The 15,998-nt window shown below is 60.3% G+C and carries 17 protein-coding genes; 9 read left to right on the top strand and 8 right to left on the bottom strand.

Translation table 11 applies throughout. The features are described from left to right. Positions 1–186 precede the first annotated feature (186 nt). The 6 genes from JQF37_RS20200 to JQF37_RS20175 all read right to left on the bottom strand — a co-directional run bounded on the left by JQF37_RS20200 (position 187) and on the right by JQF37_RS20175 (position 7,254). Positions 187–1,602 carry an amino acid permease gene (locus JQF37_RS20200; RefSeq protein ID WP_130203816.1) on the bottom strand — a complete coding sequence of 472 codons (1,416 nt, stop codon included), beginning with the start codon at positions 1,600–1,602 and terminating at the stop codon, positions 187–189. Positions 1,603–2,466: 864 nt separating this feature from the next. Then, positions 2,467–3,696, bottom strand: coding sequence for a 23S rRNA pseudouridine(2605) synthase RluB (gene rluB, locus JQF37_RS20195; RefSeq protein WP_047532076.1), 1,230 nt, complete (start codon positions 3,694–3,696; stop codon positions 2,467–2,469). A 231-nt stretch (positions 3,697–3,927) separates the two neighbouring features. Further along, on the bottom strand, positions 3,928–4,917 hold the full coding sequence (gene scpB, locus JQF37_RS20190; protein ID WP_130203817.1) for an SMC-Scp complex subunit ScpB: 990 nt from the start codon (positions 4,915–4,917) through the stop codon (positions 3,928–3,930). Between the two features lie 11 nt (positions 4,918–4,928). Continuing rightward, entirely contained in the window at positions 4,929–5,687 is a 759-nt protein-coding gene (locus tag JQF37_RS20185) for a ScpA family protein (protein ID WP_174552501.1), read from the bottom strand. Between the two features lie 60 nt (positions 5,688–5,747). Further along, complete coding sequence (locus JQF37_RS20180; RefSeq protein ID WP_130203818.1) at positions 5,748–6,377, bottom strand: L-threonylcarbamoyladenylate synthase; 630 nt, start codon at positions 6,375–6,377, stop codon at positions 5,748–5,750. A gap of 13 nt (positions 6,378–6,390) precedes the next feature. Further along, positions 6,391–7,254 carry a PHP domain-containing protein gene (locus tag JQF37_RS20175; protein WP_103406381.1) on the bottom strand — a complete coding sequence of 288 codons (864 nt, stop codon included), beginning with the start codon at positions 7,252–7,254 and terminating at the stop codon, positions 6,391–6,393. Between the two features lie 87 nt (positions 7,255–7,341). Between JQF37_RS20175 and JQF37_RS20170 the strand changes: the two genes are divergently transcribed. The 6 genes from JQF37_RS20170 (at position 7,342) to JQF37_RS20145 (ending at position 11,626) form a co-directional block, all read left to right on the top strand. Next, positions 7,342–7,938: a septation protein A gene (locus tag JQF37_RS20170; RefSeq protein ID WP_130203819.1), complete on the top strand. Its 597-nt coding sequence runs from the start codon at positions 7,342–7,344 to the stop codon at positions 7,936–7,938. 1 nt (position 7,939) lies between these two features. Continuing rightward, the gene (locus JQF37_RS20165; RefSeq protein ID WP_008156126.1) at positions 7,940–8,239 is read left to right on the top strand and encodes a YciI family protein; all 300 of its coding nucleotides are present in this window, start codon (positions 7,940–7,942) and stop codon (positions 8,237–8,239) included. 110 nt (positions 8,240–8,349) lie between these two features. Then, the gene (locus tag JQF37_RS20160) at positions 8,350–8,763 is read left to right on the top strand and encodes a translation initiation factor 2 (protein WP_130203821.1); all 414 of its coding nucleotides are present in this window, start codon (positions 8,350–8,352) and stop codon (positions 8,761–8,763) included. A 7-nt stretch (positions 8,764–8,770) separates the two neighbouring features. Then, positions 8,771–9,448 (top strand): response regulator transcription factor, encoded by a 678-nt coding sequence (locus JQF37_RS20155; RefSeq protein WP_130203822.1) that lies wholly within the window; start codon positions 8,771–8,773, stop codon positions 9,446–9,448. Between the two features lie 202 nt (positions 9,449–9,650). Next, the gene (locus JQF37_RS20150) at positions 9,651–10,100 is read left to right on the top strand and encodes an LTXXQ domain protein (RefSeq protein ID WP_130203823.1); all 450 of its coding nucleotides are present in this window, start codon (positions 9,651–9,653) and stop codon (positions 10,098–10,100) included. 182 nt (positions 10,101–10,282) lie between these two features. Next, positions 10,283–11,626 (top strand): HAMP domain-containing sensor histidine kinase, encoded by a 1,344-nt coding sequence (locus JQF37_RS20145; RefSeq protein WP_130203824.1) that lies wholly within the window; start codon positions 10,283–10,285, stop codon positions 11,624–11,626. A 108-nt stretch (positions 11,627–11,734) separates the two neighbouring features. Here JQF37_RS20145 and JQF37_RS20140 read toward each other — a convergent pair whose 3' ends face one another. After that, on the bottom strand, positions 11,735–12,301 hold the full coding sequence (locus JQF37_RS20140) for an NAD(P)H nitroreductase (protein WP_103406377.1): 567 nt from the start codon (positions 12,299–12,301) through the stop codon (positions 11,735–11,737). Between the two features lie 121 nt (positions 12,302–12,422). On the opposite strand from JQF37_RS20140, the gene JQF37_RS20135 reads away from it, so the two are divergent. Beyond that, positions 12,423–13,877, top strand: coding sequence for a TrkH family potassium uptake protein (locus JQF37_RS20135; protein WP_130203825.1), 1,455 nt, complete (start codon positions 12,423–12,425; stop codon positions 13,875–13,877). On the opposite strand, the gene JQF37_RS20130 is transcribed toward JQF37_RS20135, so the two are convergent. Beyond that, positions 13,834–14,895 (bottom strand): AraC family transcriptional regulator, encoded by a 1,062-nt coding sequence (locus tag JQF37_RS20130; RefSeq protein ID WP_081997935.1) that lies wholly within the window; start codon positions 14,893–14,895, stop codon positions 13,834–13,836. The two genes, JQF37_RS20135 and JQF37_RS20130, sit on opposite strands and share 44 nt — an antisense overlap. A gap of 161 nt (positions 14,896–15,056) precedes the next feature. Between JQF37_RS20130 and JQF37_RS20125 the strand changes: the two genes are divergently transcribed. Then, positions 15,057–15,383 carry a DUF962 domain-containing protein gene (locus JQF37_RS20125; RefSeq protein WP_130203826.1) on the top strand — a complete coding sequence of 109 codons (327 nt, stop codon included), beginning with the start codon at positions 15,057–15,059 and terminating at the stop codon, positions 15,381–15,383. Then, positions 15,380–15,970, top strand: coding sequence for an HD domain-containing protein (locus JQF37_RS20120; RefSeq protein ID WP_130203827.1), 591 nt, complete (start codon positions 15,380–15,382; stop codon positions 15,968–15,970). Before JQF37_RS20125 ends, JQF37_RS20120 begins: the two co-directional genes overlap by 4 nt. The last annotated feature ends 28 nt before the right edge of the window (positions 15,971–15,998 follow it).

The following is a 15,998-nucleotide window of genomic DNA, read 5'->3' as shown; positions in this document are numbered from 1 at the left end:
GGGCAAACAGGAGCAGGCAGGGTGTAGGCCCGTTCTGAATCAATCCGTTTTATTAAAATTCCGAAATGACTGTAGTAAACGATTCCCGACTTTGTAGGAACCAGACTTCAGCGCGATCGTGAAATCAGAACATCAAGAACAACAAACCCGGCACATGGCCGGGTTTGTTGTTTCTGTGTTCCACGCTTACTTCGCGCTGGCAGCCTGCAGCGCATGTCGCGCACTGCGCTTGTTCTTGATGCCGTAGCAGACCCACATGAACACGACCCACACCGGAATCGCATACACCGAGATCTGGATCCCCGGAATCAACAGCATCACGCCGAGAATGAACACCACGAACGCCAGGCAGATGTAGTTCCCGTACGGGTACCACAAGGCCTTGAACAGCGGCGTCTGGTGGGTCTTGTTCATGTGCTGGCGGAACTTGAAGTGCGAGAAGCTGATCATCGCCCAGTTGATCACCAGGGTAGCCACTACCAGCGACATCAGCAGTTCCAGCGCGTTTTGCGGGATCAGGTAGTTCAGCAGCACCGCGATCAGCGTCACGGCAGCCGAGGCCAGGATCGAACGCACCGGCACACCGCGCTTGTCGATCTTCGCCAGCGCTTTCGGCGCGTCGCCCTGCTCGGCCATGCCCAGCAACATGCGGCTGTTGCAGTAGGTGCCGCTGTTGTACACCGACAACGCCGCCGTCAGGACCACGAAGTTGAGGATGTGCGCGGCGGTGTTGCTACCCAGCATCGAGAACACCTGGACGAACGGACTGCCGCTGTAGGAGTCGCCGGATGCGTTCAGGGTCTGCAGCAGGCTGTCCCACGGGGTCAGCGACAGCAGGATAACCAGCGCACCGATGTAGAAAATCAGGATCCGGTAGATCACCTGGTTGATGGCTTTGGGGATCACGGTTTTCGGCTTGTCGGCTTCGGCTGCGGTGAAACCGAGCATTTCCAGGCCTCCGAAGGAGAACATGATGATCGCCATGGCCATCACCAGACCGCTGACGCCGTTCGGGAAGAAGCCGCCGTGGGACCACAGGTTGCTCACCGAGGCTTGCGGGCCGCCGTGACCGCTGACCAGCAGGTAGCTGCCCAGGCCAATCATGCCGACGATCGCCACGACCTTGATGATCGCGAACCAGAACTCGGCCTCGCCAAAGACTTTGACGTTGGCCAGGTTGATCAGGTTGATCAGCACGAAGAAGCCAGCAGCCGTGACCCAGCTCGGGATGTGCGGCGCCCAGTAGTGAATGTATTTGCCGACGGCGGTCAGCTCCGACATGCCCACCAGGATGTACAGGATCCAGCAGTTCCAGCCCGACAGGAAGCCGGCGAAACCGCCCCAGTATTTGTGTGCGAAGTGGCTGAAAGAACCGGCCACAGGCTCTTCAACGATCATTTCGCCCAGTTGGCGCATGATCATGAAGGCTATGAAGCCACAAATGGCATAGCCGAGGATCATCGACGGGCCGGCGGATTTCAGCACCCCGGCCGAGCCGAGGAACAAACCGGTACCAATCGCGCCACCGAGGGCAATCAGTTGAATGTGGCGATTTTTCAGGCCGCGTTTCAGCTCGCCTGAATGCGAGTTTTGTCCACTCATGAAAAGGGTCTCACGCAAGGTTTGATGATGTTCAGTAGACGTTGCTGCTCAGCAAAGGCGTTAAGCGGCACCGATCAAACCCCAGCGCAGGCACCAGGAGTTCAGCGTATTTACAACGGTCATGCGTCACCTGTTTGTTTTTATCTGTGACGAAATCGAACCCGACACGCTCGTGACGCGGCGGAGTGAACAAGGCGGATAGCCTCGAGGTTTGCGCAGATGCGCAGGAGGTCACAGGTAAAACGCGGCGCATTGTACACCGCTAACCCCCTGCCGCCAGACACCGCTGAGTCAGCGTGTCGGTTGCCGGGATTGCCTGTGTCCACTCCGAATGGCTCGGGCGGCTGTAAAAAAGGGCTCAGACCTTTGCGGGTCATTGACGGGGGCGGCAGAAAAATCGCCCCACGCAGAGAGGTGAAAACGGATTGCGGCGTTCATTGCGCCTCCTTTTTGTTATGCACCTGCACGACAGGCATGGCGCGCATGACACCCTGCATGAGGCGTTGAGACAAGCGGGTTAGAGCCATCGGCCGAGACTGAAAGGGTCGTGAAGTGGAAGAATTTTCTTACAGCATCAGGGAAGTGAGGATTGCACGGGGGTAACCGGCGGAATTCGTCAGGAAATCGTTACATGGCGTAACGACGGGTTTCCACTTCCGGCATGACGGTGTTGCACCTGACGCCTTCGCGGGCAAGCCTGCTCCCACCTTGATCTTTGGCGCCGCCCATTTTATGTACGCCCGATAACCCTGTGGGAGCTGGCTTGCCAGCGAAGGGGCACCCAAAATCAGCACAACACTGAAACCAGGCGCAAAAAAAAACGCCAACCCGAGGGTTGGCGTTTTTTTATGAAGCGCTTACCGATCACTCCGGCTTGCGACGACCAAAACCCGGACGCTGACCCGAACCGGCCGGTGCGCCACGACGCTTGCCTGAAGGCTTGTCACCCTCGACCAGCTTGATCCCCGGACGCTTTGGCGCCGGCTTGGCCGGACGCTTGGTGTCGACTGGGCGATCGGCGACCGGCGTACCGCGACCGGCTGGGGCGCCGCGACCTTCACCGCGCTCGGTGCGGCCATTGGCCGGACGTGGCGTGCGTGGACCGCGCTCGCCATCCTGACGTGCAACAGGCTTGCGCCCCGGACGCTCACCTTCGATCTGCGGCTCGCGGCTTTCACGTGGCGCGGCAGGTGCACCAGCCGCCGGACGCAGGGTACGCACGCGCTCGGTCTTGGCCATCGGACGCGAAGACTTGCGCTGCATACGCTCAAGCTTGTCTTTGCTCTTGGCGTTCAGTTGCGGCATGGCCACCGGGGTCAAGCCGACTTCGGCGCTGAGAATATCGACTTCGTACTGGCTCATTTCGCGCCAGCGACCCATCGGCAGGTCGGAGTTGAGGAACACCGGACCGAAACGCACGCGTTTCAGACGGCTGACCACCAGCCCCTGGGACTCCCACAGACGACGGACTTCGCGGTTGCGACCTTCCATCACCACGCAGTGGTACCAGTGGTTGAACCCTTCGCCACCTGGAGCCTGCTGGATGTCGGTGAAACGCGCCGGGCCGTCTTCGAGGACGACGCCCGCTTTCAGGCGCTCGATCATCTCGTCATCGACTTCGCCACGTACACGCACGGCGTATTCGCGGTCCATCTCGTAGGACGGGTGCATCAGGCGGTTGGCCAGCTCACCGTCGGTGGTGAACATCAGCAAACCCGTGGTGTTGATGTCCAGGCGACCGATGTTGATCCAGCGCCCTTCTTTCGGACGCGGCAGCTTGTCGAACACGGTCGGACGCCCTTCCGGATCGACACGGGTGCAGATTTCGCCATCGGGTTTGTTGTACATGATCACGCGGCGTACCGACTCGGCGGCTTCTTCGCGCTTGATCACCTTGCCATCGATGGTGATGGCGTCGTGCATGTCGACGCGCTGGCCAAGGGTGGCGTCTTTGCCGTTGACCTTGATGCGGCCGTGGCTGATCCAGGCTTCCACGTCACGGCGCGAGCCGACGCCGATACGGGCGAGGACTTTCTGCAGTTTTTCGCCTGCTGGGCCGATTGGCTGGTCGTCTTGCTGGTCGTTGATACTCATCTGGGCACCTCCCGGTGTGATCTGTCCAGGCGTGGCCTGGAACGTTGCAAATCTGTGTACCTGGGCGAAGGGATCGCCGAAGGGTCGCGAATCATACGCTCATCAGGGCGTTTGCGCATCAGAGACTAGTTGATTCGCCAAAGCTTATTGGCTTTTCCGCCGACCGGTGATTGGGTGATGATTTACCAAAGCCCGCTCCCACAGGGATATTGGGTGGTTACGGGATTGCGGTCAGTCTTCGAATTCGCGGCGTTCGGCTTCGATGGCTTCGGCCAAAGCCAATGCTTCGGCCTCTTCATCACTCAGCTCGGGTTTTGGCTGTTCCAGGGCAGCAACCGCCGCCAGCAGTTTTTCCCGGGCTTCGGCGACACCGAGAATGTCGTCTTCCTGTTCCGGCTCGATGTCTGCTTCAGGCTCCGCTTCAAGGTCAGGCGCCGGCTCGATCTGCACGGTTTCGGTGTCCGGCTGAACGTCAGCGAACTCCGGATCAGTCACGGATACCTCGCCATCACGCAACAAATCATCGAAATCGGTCTTGATCCCCTCCTCCATGCTGTCCAGTTCCAGCAACAGCGTATGGAAACTGGTTTCTTCCTTGGGCTCTTCCGGCTCGGCGCTGGCGTCCGCCAATTCTTGCAGACCGGCGGGCACCGGCGCATCGTCGAAATCGAGCACCGGATCGGGCTCCAGTTCGCGCAATTCGGCCAGCGGCGGCAGGTCGTCGAGGTTTTTCAGGTTGAAGTGATCGAGAAACGCCTTGGTGGTGGCGAACATCGCCGGCTTGCCCGGCACGTCGCGGTATCCGACGATGCGAATCCACTCACGCTCCATCAGCGTTTTGACGATCTGACTGTTGACCGCCACACCCCGCACGTCCTCGATCTCGCCACGGGTGATCGGCTGGCGGTAGGCGATCAGGGCAATGGTCTCGAGCATGGCGCGGGAATAGCGCTGCGGGCGCTCCTCCCACAAACGGCCGACCCACGGCGAAAACTTTTCGCGGATTTGCAGGCGATAACCGGACGCGACCTCCTTCAGTTCAAAGGCGCGGCCATCGCAGGACTTGGCGAGTATCGTCAACGCTTTCTTGAAAACCGGTGGCTCCGGCCGCTCGCCCTCTTCGAAGAGTTCGAACAGACGCTCCAGGGATTGCGGTTTTCCCGAGGCCAACAGGAAGGCTTCGAGCAAGGGTGCCAGCTCGCGGGGTTCACTCAGGTTCATGATTCAACTCGTTATTCGGCTCGGGCTCGCACGTGGATCGCTGCGAACGGCTCATTCTGCACCAGCTCGACCAAGGATTCCTTGACCAGCTCGAGGATCGCCATAAATGTCACCACCACTCCCAGACGCCCTTCTTCGGCGGTGAACAGCTCGACGAACGGCACAAACCCGCCGCCCTTGAGCCGTTCCAGCACATCGCTCATGCGCTCGCGAGTGGACAGCGCCTCGCGGCTGACCTGGTGGCTTTCGAACATGTCGCCGCGACGCAGCACTTCGGCCATGGACAGCAGCAGTTCCGACAACCGCACGTCCGGCAGCAGCTTGCGCGCCCGGGCCTCCGGGGCGTCGAGCTTGGGCACCAGCACATCGCGACCGACGCGACTCAGACCGTCGATGCCTTCGGCGGCGGCCTTGAAGCGCTCGTACTCTTGCAAGCGGCGGATCAGCTCGGCGCGCGGGTCTTCTTCCTCGTCTTCGACGGTTTCAGCCCGTGGCAACAGCATCCGCGACTTGATCTCGGCCAGCATCGCGGCCATCACCAGGTACTCGGCAGCCAGCTCCAGGCGCACCGACTGCATCAACTCGACATACCCCATGTACTGACGGGTGATTTCCGCCACAGGGATGTCGAGGATATTGATGTTCTGTTTGCGGATCAGGTACAGCAGCAGATCGAGGGGGCCTTCGAAGGCTTCGAGAAAGACTTCGAGCGCATCCGGCGGAATGTACAAGTCCAGCGGCATTTCCATGACCGCCTGGCCATAGACCATGGCGAAGGGCAGCTCTTGCTGGGCTCCGGCCTGACTGTCGACGGGTTCTACTGCGGACATCTAGGCCTCGGCCATGAACGGCGTGGGATCGCCGCAACCGACGCGGATCACTTCCGGCTCGCCGTCGGCGAGGTTGATCACGGTGGACGCCTTAACCCCGCCGAAACCGCCGTCGATGATCAGGTCAACCTGATGCTCAAGCACCTGGCGCATTTCATAGGGATCGGTCATCGGGTCTGTTTCGCCGGGCAGGATCAGAGTCACGCTCATCAGCGGCTCGCCGAGCTCTTCGAGCAGCGCCAAGGCAATCGGATGGCTCGGCACCCGCAGGCCGATGGTGCGTTTTTTCGGGTGCAACAGCAGGCGCGGCACTTCACGGGTGGCGTTGAGAATGAAGGTGTACGGGCCCGGTAGATGGGCCTTGAGCAAGCGGAAAAGGCCGGTGTCGATCTTGGCGAACAGTCCCAGTTGCGAAAGGTCGCTGCAAATCAGCGCGAAATTGTGCTTGTCATCCAGCCCACGCAACCGGCGCACACGCTCCACGGCATTCTTGTCGCCGATCTGGCAACCAATGGCGTAGGACGAGTCCGTGGGATAAATCACCACCCCGCCGCTGCGGATGATCTCGACCGCCTGTTTGATCAGGCGCGCTTGCGGGTTTTCCGGATGAATCTGGAAAAATTGACTCACATTCTCTACCTGTTCAGACGGCGGCAATAATTGGGTCATGTTTGAATCGACACCACAGTGGTGGCAGATCCTCCGGGACCGGGCGGTACTCACCGATCTCGGACCAGCCTCCAGGGCCATGAAAATCACTGCCGGCGCTAACCAGCAGACCAAACTCCCGGGCGAGAATGGCCAGGCTGCCCACTTGCTCGGCGGGCTGATGGCCATTGACCACTTCAATCGCGTGGCCCCCTGCTTGAATATAGTCGGCAATCAGGCGGCGACGTTTGCTGCGCGTGAAATCGTAATGCCAGGGGTGCGCCAGACTGACCCAGGCGTTGGCTGCGCGCAGTGTTTCAACGGTATCTTCCAGCGTCGGCCAATGTAGCTTGACGTCGCCCAGCTTGCCGGCACCCAGCCATTTGCGGAACGCTTCGGCGCGATCCTTGACGAAACCTTCGCGCACCATCCAGTCGGCAAAGTGCGGGCGGGCCGGCGCGTTGCCGCTGTCACCCAATTCCTGCTGGATCTCCCGTGCGCCTTCCAGCGCGCCCGGCATGCCTTTGAGCGCCAGTTTTCGGCTGATTTCTTCGGATCGCAACCAGCGACCGTCATGCAATTTGGCGATTGCCTCGACCAACGGCGCGGCATTGACGTCGAAACCGTAGCCCAATACATGAATGGTCGCACCGCCCCAGGTACAGGACAATTCGACACCGTTGACCAGTTGCATCCCCAGCGCGTTCGCTGCGTTGCGGGCCTCGTCGAGGCCCTCGAGGGTATCGTGATCGGTCAAGGCCAGGACTCGCACGCCTTTCTCGAACGCACGCGCAACCAGAACCGCAGGCGCCAGGGCGCCATCGGAGGCCGTGCTATGGCAGTGCAAATCAACATTCACGGGGCTTTGTAACCTCAAATCAGCTGGCGCTATCGCGCGCCCATATGTTTGTTATTATGCCGCCACATCCTGCTTCTGGCTGCCACTGTGAAACAATTCATCGATTTCATCCCCCTCCTGCTGTTTTTCATCGTCTTCAAGATTGATCCAAGGGTCGTCGACATTGCCGGCCACGAGGTCACTGTAGGCGGCATCTACAGCGCCACCGCGATGCTCATCATCAGTTCCCTGGTGGTCTACGGCACGCTGTTCATCAAACAGCGCAAGCTGGAGAAGAGCCAGTGGCTGACCCTGATCGCCTGCCTGGTCTTCGGCAGCCTGACCCTGGCGTTCCACAGCGAGACCTTCCTGAAATGGAAGGCCCCGGTGGTCAACTGGCTGTTCGCCCTCGCGTTCATTGGCAGCCATTTCGTCGGTGAGCAGTTGCTGATCAAACGCATCATGGGCCACGCGCTGACCCTGCCTGACGCCATCTGGAACCGCCTGAACATCGCCTGGATCGTGTTCTTCCTGTTTTGCGGTGCCGCCAATCTCTTTGTCGCGTTCACCTTCCAGAGCTACTGGGTCGACTTCAAGGTATTCGGCAGCCTGGGCATGACTTTGCTGTTCCTGGTCGGTCAAGGTATCTACCTGTCCCGCCACTTGCACGATGCCGATACCACCACGCCAAAAACCGAGGACTGACATGCTTTACGCAATCATTGCCACAGACGTCGCCAACTCCCTGGAAGCTCGCCTGGCCGCCCGGCCAGCGCACCTTGAGCGTCTGCAAGTGCTCAAGGGCGAAGGTCGCATCGTACTGGCCGGCCCGCATCCGGCGGTCGACAGCAATGATCCGGGCGCGGCGGGTTTCACCGGCAGCCTGATCGTCGCCGAATTCGACTCCCTGAGCGCTGCCCAGGCCTGGGCCGACGCCGATCCGTATATCGCCGCAGGCGTCTACGCCAACGTTTCGGTCAAACCGTTCAAGCAAGTCCTGCCGTAATTCGTCCCCCTCGCGATGAACCTTCTCGGTTCATCGCGCTCTCAATCGCTCATTATTCTCGTTTGCCTGCCGACAACTTCCCAATACTCGTATTGGAATCAGGAGTCGTGATGCGCAAGGGTCCGTTGTGTCTGATGTTGGTCACGTTGTCGATCGTGGCCCCCGTCCACGGTGAAGAAAGCGCCAGTGGCGGTAATTCGACGCCGCTGTCCCTGAACGCTGGCAGCCAGATCACCGAGTTGCAACAGCGTCTTAAGGAAAGCGAGCGGCAACGGGAAGAACTGAGCAAACAATTGCAAAATGCCGATGGCGAACGCGAAAGCCCCGTGCTGGCCCGATTGCGCCAGGAGAACCAGCGCTTGAAGCTGCAACTCAAGGAGGCCCAGGCCAGCAGCCCGCTGCCGCGCTTGCTGACCGATCAGCAACAATGGTTCGTCATCGGCGCCGGAGTTGCGCTATTGGCCTTGCTCTGCGGTATCTTCGCCAGTGGTGCAAGTCGAAAACGTCGACAATGGCTAAATTGAGTGAGTCATGAGCGAGCTGTTACTTATTGATGATGACCAGGAGCTGTGCGAGCTCCTGAGCAGTTGGCTGAGCCAGGAAGGCTTTCAAGTCCGTGCCTGTCACGATGGCCAGAGCGCCCGTCGTGCACTGGCCGAAACGTCTCCGGCAGCCGTCGTGCTGGATGTGATGTTGCCCGATGGCAGCGGCCTGGAACTGCTCAAGCAACTGCGCAGCGATCACCCGGACTTGCTGGTACTGATGCTTTCGGCCCGCGGTGAACCTTTGGACCGCATCCTCGGCCTGGAACTGGGTGCCGACGATTACCTGGCCAAACCCTGCGACCCGCGGGAACTGACCGCCCGCCTGCGAGCGGTGTTGCGCCGCAGCCACCCCGCGGCCGTTTCCAGTCAGCTGGAACTGGGCGATCTATGTTTCAGCCCGGTGCGCGGCGTGGTCAGCATCGACGAACAGGAATTCACCCTCACCGTCTCCGAAAGCCGCTTGCTGGAAGCCTTGCTCAAGCAACCCGGCGAGCCACTGGACAAACAGGAACTGGCGCAAATCGCCCTCGGTCGCAAACTGACGCTGTACGACCGCAGCCTGGACATGCACGTCAGCAACCTTCGCAAGAAGATCGGCCCGCACCCGGATGGCCGTCCGCGCATCGTCGCGCTGCGTAGCCGTGGTTACTACTACAGCCTGTAAACCGAGAAGGAGCTGGCCGACTGCAACCTGTGGCGAGTCAGCTTGCTCCCTCGCCCCAGACCGGCGCCCCAAATGACGTTATGTCAGGTCGGCGGAAAACCATCTTTACCCAAGCTTTACGCTCCACTGACCGCCGCTGACCTTGATCTCCGTAATCTGTACTCATCCGGAACGTACCGGGAACGAGACAAGGAGATTCACCATGCGCAAGACTCTTATCGCTCTGATGTTCGCCGCCGCCCTGCCGACCGTTGCCATGGCCATGCCTGAAGGCACAGGCCCGATGGGTGGGCCAATGGACGGTTCGCGCCACGGCGGTCAGATGCACGGCATGCACGGCAAAGGCCCGTACAGCCAACTGGACCTGAGCCGCGAACAGCGCGATCAGATCCGCAAGATCATGGGCGAGCAAATGCACGAGCGTCAGCAACTGGTAGACAAGTACCTGGAAAAACTTTCGCCAGCCGACCAGAAAGCCATGAAGGACGAAATGGCCGCCAACCACAAGAAAGCCGAAGCCGACGTCCGCGCCCTGCTGAAGCCGGATCAGCAGAAGAAATTCGACGAGATCCAGAAGCAACAGGCTGAACGCCGCGCCGAATGGGCCGAATTCAAGGCCTGGAAAGCGCAACAACCGCAAAAAGCGCAATAATGCGTTAACCCCGGACCCAATGGCTGAACACCGTTGGGTCTGATGCTTTTACTGTAGGAGCGAGCCTGCTCGCGATGGACGTCAACGATAACGCGCGGCAACAGGTAGCACGTGTTGTCTATTCGTTTTTCGCGAGCAGGCTCGCTCCTACATGTGATTCCGTGATTGTTCGAGGATTTTCTGTGCGCTCATTGTTCTGGCGTATTCTGGCCAGCTTCTGGCTGGCGATCGCTTTGGTTGCAGGACTCTCCATTCTGCTGGGGCACATGCTCAATCAGGACGCGTGGATTCTCAGTCGTCATCCCGGCCTCAACACCCTGGCCGAGGAGTGGACTCAAACCTATGAGACCCAAGGCGAGGAAGCCGCCCAGGACATTCTCGAACAGCGCAAACGCCAATATCACATCGATGTTCAGGTGCTCAACGAAAGCGGCGACCCGGTGGTGCGCGGCACCTTCCCACGTCGCGCGGCGGCCTTCGAAGCACGCCAGAACAATGATGACCGGCACCTGCCATGGCGTCGTCTGACGGCGGAATACACCAGCGAAAAAACCGGCGACACCTACCTGCTGATTTACCGCATTCCACACCCGGAACTGGACGCCTGGCACCGCGAAAGCCTGCTCTGGCCGTTGAGTGCGCTGGGGATTGCCCTGGTGGTGCTGACCCTGTTCAGCTTGTTCGTGACCCTTTCCATCACCCGCCCCCTCAACCGTTTGCGCGGCGCGGTGCATGATCTGGGGCAAACCACTTACCAACAGAACAGCCTGGTCAAACTGGCCAACCGCCGCGATGAATTCGGTGTGCTGGCCAACGACTTCAACCGCATGGGTGCACGCCTGCAAAGCCTGATCGGCAGCCAGCGGCAATTGCTGCGCGATGTGTCCCACGAACTGCGCTCTCCCCTCGCCCGGCTGCGCATTGCCCTGGCCTTGACCGAACGGGCGTCACCGGAAGAACGGCAAAAGCTCTGGCCGCGCCTCACGCGCGAATGTGACCGACTCGAAGCGCTGATCAGCGAAATTCTGGTGCTGGCGCGGGTCGATGCCGATAACGCCAGCGCTGAGGAGGTGGACCTCAACGCCTTGCTCACAGCGCTGCAACGGGATGCGCAAATGGCTTCACCGGAACAAAGCGTAAGACTGGAGGCTGAGGCGCAACTGAACCTGAAAGGCTGGCCGACCATGATCGAACGCGCCGTGGACAACCTGCTGCGCAATGCCCAGCGCTTCAACCCGGTGAACGGGCAACCGATCGAAATGCTGGCATTGCGTCAGGGAGACCGGATCGTGGTGAGCGTGCGCGATCATGGGCCGGGCGTTGACGCCGAACACTTGAATCAACTCGGTGAACCCTTCTACCGCGCGCCGGGGCAGACTGCGGCAGGCCACGGTTTGGGTTTGGCCATTGCACGGCGGGCAGCGGAGAGACATGGCGGCAGTCTGGTGCTGGCCAATCACCCGGAAGGCGGGTTTATTGCCAGCCTGGAATTGCCACTCGTCCCAGGCGCAGTGGTCCAACCCTGAACCCCTGTGGGAGCGAGCCTGCTCCCGAAAGCGGCAGTACATTCACAATCAAAGTGACTGAAACACCGCTATCGCGAGCAGGCTCGCTGCCACTTTTGATCGAGGTCGTCAGGCTTTACCGGGCCAGGCGCTGACAAATTCGGCCAGATCAACTTTCTCCGCAACGCGCGGTTCTTTCTGCGGCGTGCCAAGGTACAGAAACGCAATCACCTCCTCACCTTCGGCCAATCCCAAGCCCTTGGCCACATGCGGCGAATAGGCCAGATCACCCGTACGCCACACCGCGCCAATGCCCTGCGCATAGGCCGCCAGCAAAATCCCGTGGGCCGCGCAGCCAGCCGCCAGCCGTTGCTCGGACTTTGGATATTTGACGTGATCCTGCAAGCGCGCAATCACCACGACCACCAGCGGCGCCCGCAGCGGACCGTTGCGCGCCTTGTCGATGGCCGCCTCGCTGGCTTCGCCATCCTGCAGCTTTGCGGCTTCGGCCAGCAACTCGCCCATTTGCTCGCGCGCAGCACCTTCGACGGTCAAGAAACGCCACGGCTGCAAGTGACCGTGATCGGGTGCACGCATGGCGGCGGCAAACAGCGCCTCGCGCTGCTCTGGCGTGGGAGCCGGCTCGACCAGGCGTGGGACGGAAACACGGTTGAGCAATACGTCGAGAGCCTGCATCGGCCACCTCCTGAAAAATTGGTGCGGCTATTCTAGCGGTATCTACCGCCAGAGTGCCGGTTTACATGCCCTGCACCGCAGGTAGAATGGCGCCCTTCCCACATTCAGCCGAGCGGACCTCATGGCGTTGCCGACCTTACGGATCATTGGTTTCATCATCGGCATCTTCCTGATAACCCTGGCCATCGCCATGGTCGTGCCCATGGCCACGCTGGTGATCTTCGACCGCACCCATGACCTGCCGTCGTTCCTCTGGGCCAGTATGATCACCTTTGTCGCCGGCTTGGCGCTGGTCATTCCGGGACGACCCGAGCACATTCACCTGCGTCCACGGGACATGTACCTGCTGACCGTCAGCAGCTGGCTGGTGGTGTGCATCTTCGCCGCACTGCCGTTTCTGTTGACCCAGCGCATCAGCTACACCGACTCGTTTTTTGAAAGCATGTCCGGCATCACCGCCACCGGCTCGACGGTACTCAGTGGCCTGGACAGCATGTCCCCCGGCATTCTGATGTGGCGCTCGCTGTTGCACTGGATCGGCGGCATCGGCTTTATCGGCATGGCGGTGGCGATTCTGCCACTGCTGCGCATCGGTGGCATGCGGCTGTTTCAGACCGAGTCGTCGGACCGTTCCGAAAAAGTCATGCCCCGTTCACACATGGTGGCGCGGTTGATCGTAGCGGCCTACGTCGGCATCACCATTGTCGGCAGCCTGGCGTTCTGGTGGGCCGGGATGAGCCTGTTCGATGCGATCAACCATGCGATGTCGGCGATTTCCACCGGTGGTTTCTCCACCTCCGACCAGTCCCTGGCCAAATGGACACAACCGGCGGTGCACTGGGTGGCGATCGTCATCATGATTCTCGGCAGCCTGCCGTTCACCCTGTATGTAGCGACCCTGCGCGGCAACCGTCGGGCGCTGATCAAGGATCAACAGGTTCAAGGCTTGCTCGGCATGTTACTGGTGACCTGGCTGGTGCTCGGCACCTGGTACTGGTGGACCACCAAACTGCATTGGCTGGAAGCGCTGCGGCATGTCGCGCTGAACGTGACGTCGGTGGTGACGACCACCGGTTTCGCACTGGGGGACTACAGCCTCTGGGGCAATTTCTCGCTGATGCTGTTCTTCTATTTGGGCTTTGTCGGCGGTTGTTCCGGCTCGACGGCTGGCGGGATCAAGATTTTCCGCTTCCAGGTGGCCTACATTCTGCTCAAGGCCAACCTTAATCAGTTGATTCACCCGCGCGCGGTGATCAAGCAGAAGTACAACGGTCACCGGCTCGATGAAGAGATCGTGCGTTCGATTCTGACCTTTTCGTTTTTCTTCGCCATCACCATCTGCGTGATCGCGCTGTTGTTGTCGCTGCTCGGGGTGGACTGGATGACCGCGCTCACCGGCGCCGCCAGCACCGTGTCCGGTGTCGGCCCCGGCCTGGGTGAAACCATCGGCCCGGCCGGCAACTTCGCCTCGCTGCCCGACGCCGCCAAGTGGATTCTCTCGTTCGGCATGCTCTTGGGCCGACTGGAGATCATTACGGTGTTTGTTCTGTGCATTCCGGCGTTCTGGCGTCACTGACCGTCGGTGGCGCTTCCATCAATCGCGCCCGGTATTCGCCGGGCGTGGCATCGAACCAGCGCCGGAAGGCGCGGAAGAAGTTGCTCGGATCGGCGAACCCCAGCAGGTAGGCAATTTCCAGCAGCGTCATGGTCGGTTGCGCCAGATACTGCTCGGCCAATTCGCGCCGGGTGTCGTCGAGCAACGCTTGAAAACTCGTGCCCTCTTCCTGCAAGCGTCGCTGCAAAGTACGTTGCGACAGGTGCAGCGTTTGCGCCACGGTGTCGCGCTTGGGCTCGCCCTGTGGCAGCAAGCGGCATAGCACCTGCCGCGCCTTGTGGGTCACGCGCCCCTCGGAAAACCGTGCCAGGTATTCGCCGGCAAAGCGGTCATGCAGCAGCGCCATGGCCTCGTTGGCTGTCGGCAATGGCGCTTCCATGTCCGAACGCTCGAAAATCAGCGCATCGTAAGGTGCGTTGAACACCAAGGGCGCATGGAAAGCCTGTTTATAGGGCTCGAGATTGGCCGGTTGATCGCCCTGGACCAGCACTTTTCGCGGGTGCAGCGTGCGACCGGTCAGCCAGCCGCACAACGCCAGGGCGCAGGCCAGTGAGGCTTCGGCGCTTTGGCGGGTGGGCGGCAAATGATCGCCGTGGACCGTCAGAATCAGCGCATACCCCTCATCCAGCAGACGGAAACTCAGGTCCGCGCTTTCAGCAATGATTCGCTGGTAACGCACCAGCCGCTTGAAACCTTCGGCCAGGGTCTGGCTGGACATCAAGGCGTAGCCGGTCACATGGAACTGCGCGGGTCGTACCACCTTGCCCATGTTCAGGCCAATCGCCGGATTGCCGGACAGCTCAACCGCGCGTTGCCAGAGTCGTGTCATGGAGTCCTGCGGAAATCGCGCATCCGGATCATCCAATGCCGCGTAGTCAAGCCCCAGCTGTTTGAACAGAACCCGGCAATCCAGGCCGTCCATTTCCAGTGCTTTGACAATCCCCATCGCCCAGCTTGCAGAAGTCGTTCGTTCGCTCATGTCGGGTTCTTACATGATGAGCCGCAATGTCACGGCCAATTTCCGAAGGATACTAAAGTGGCGCCTATTGTCACTGGCCGATGCCATTGATCACTCTAGACTCAAATAAGCTACCCGCAGAACAACTTGCAGTCAGAACAATAACCACAGAGATCGCGGTCGTGGAAAACGTCAAACGATTCAACAGCTTCGCTGAGTTTTACCCGTATTACCTCAGCGAGCACAGCAACAGCACTTGCCGACGAATGCACTTCATCGGCACGACGCTGGTCATTTTCATTCTGGCGCTGACCATTGGTCGGGGCGCCTGGATGCTGTTATGGGCTTTGCCGGTGGCCGGTTACAGCTTCGCCTGGGTCGGACATTTCTTCTTCGAAAGGAATCGCCCTGCAACGTTCCAACATCCCTTCTATAGCCTGCTCGGCGATTTCGTCATGTATCGCGACATGATTCTGGGACGCGTGCCGTTACAGGAGGATTGCCGATGAATGCAAACGCCCGTTTCACCCACATGAAGGACGGCACCCAGGAAGACTGGGCGATCATTGCTGCGGACTTCAGTGCCTACGCCCGTCAACTGCCGGCACGAATCGCGGCGCACCTGAAGTTGTTGGAGGGTGATTTTGCTGGCTTTCCAGTGGACCGCCTGACCCACTCCCTGCAAACCGCCACCCGCGCCTGGCGCGACGGCCGCGATGAAGAGTACGTGGTCTGCGCCCTGCTCCATGACATCGGCGACACCCTTGGCTCCTACAACCACCCGGACATCGCGGCCGCCATCCTCAAACCGTTCGTCAGCGCCGAGAATTTGTGGATGGTGGAAAAACACGGAATTTTCCAGGGCTACTACTTCTTCCATCACCTGGGCATGGACCGGCACCTGCGCGAGCAATTCAGCGATCACCCGCAGTACCTGGCAACCATCGAATTCTGCGCCAGGTACGATGCGGCGGCGTTTGATCCGGCGTATGACACCCTGCCGCTGAGCTTCTTTGAACCGATGATGGCGCGGCTGTTTGCGCAGCCGAAGCACTCGATCTACAAGGCGGCGATGGAAGAATACTCACCCGCCTGACAGGCCACAGGGGACCGCGTTCTTTCAG

Origin of the sequence: Pseudomonas sp. MIL9 (assembly GCF_016887925.1) — a bacterium.
In the GTDB taxonomy this organism is placed as follows: Bacteria; Pseudomonadota; Gammaproteobacteria; order Pseudomonadales; family Pseudomonadaceae; genus Aquipseudomonas; species Aquipseudomonas mohnii.
Note: the sequence above shows the minus strand (reverse complement) of the source record. Positions and strands in the feature narration are given on the sequence as shown.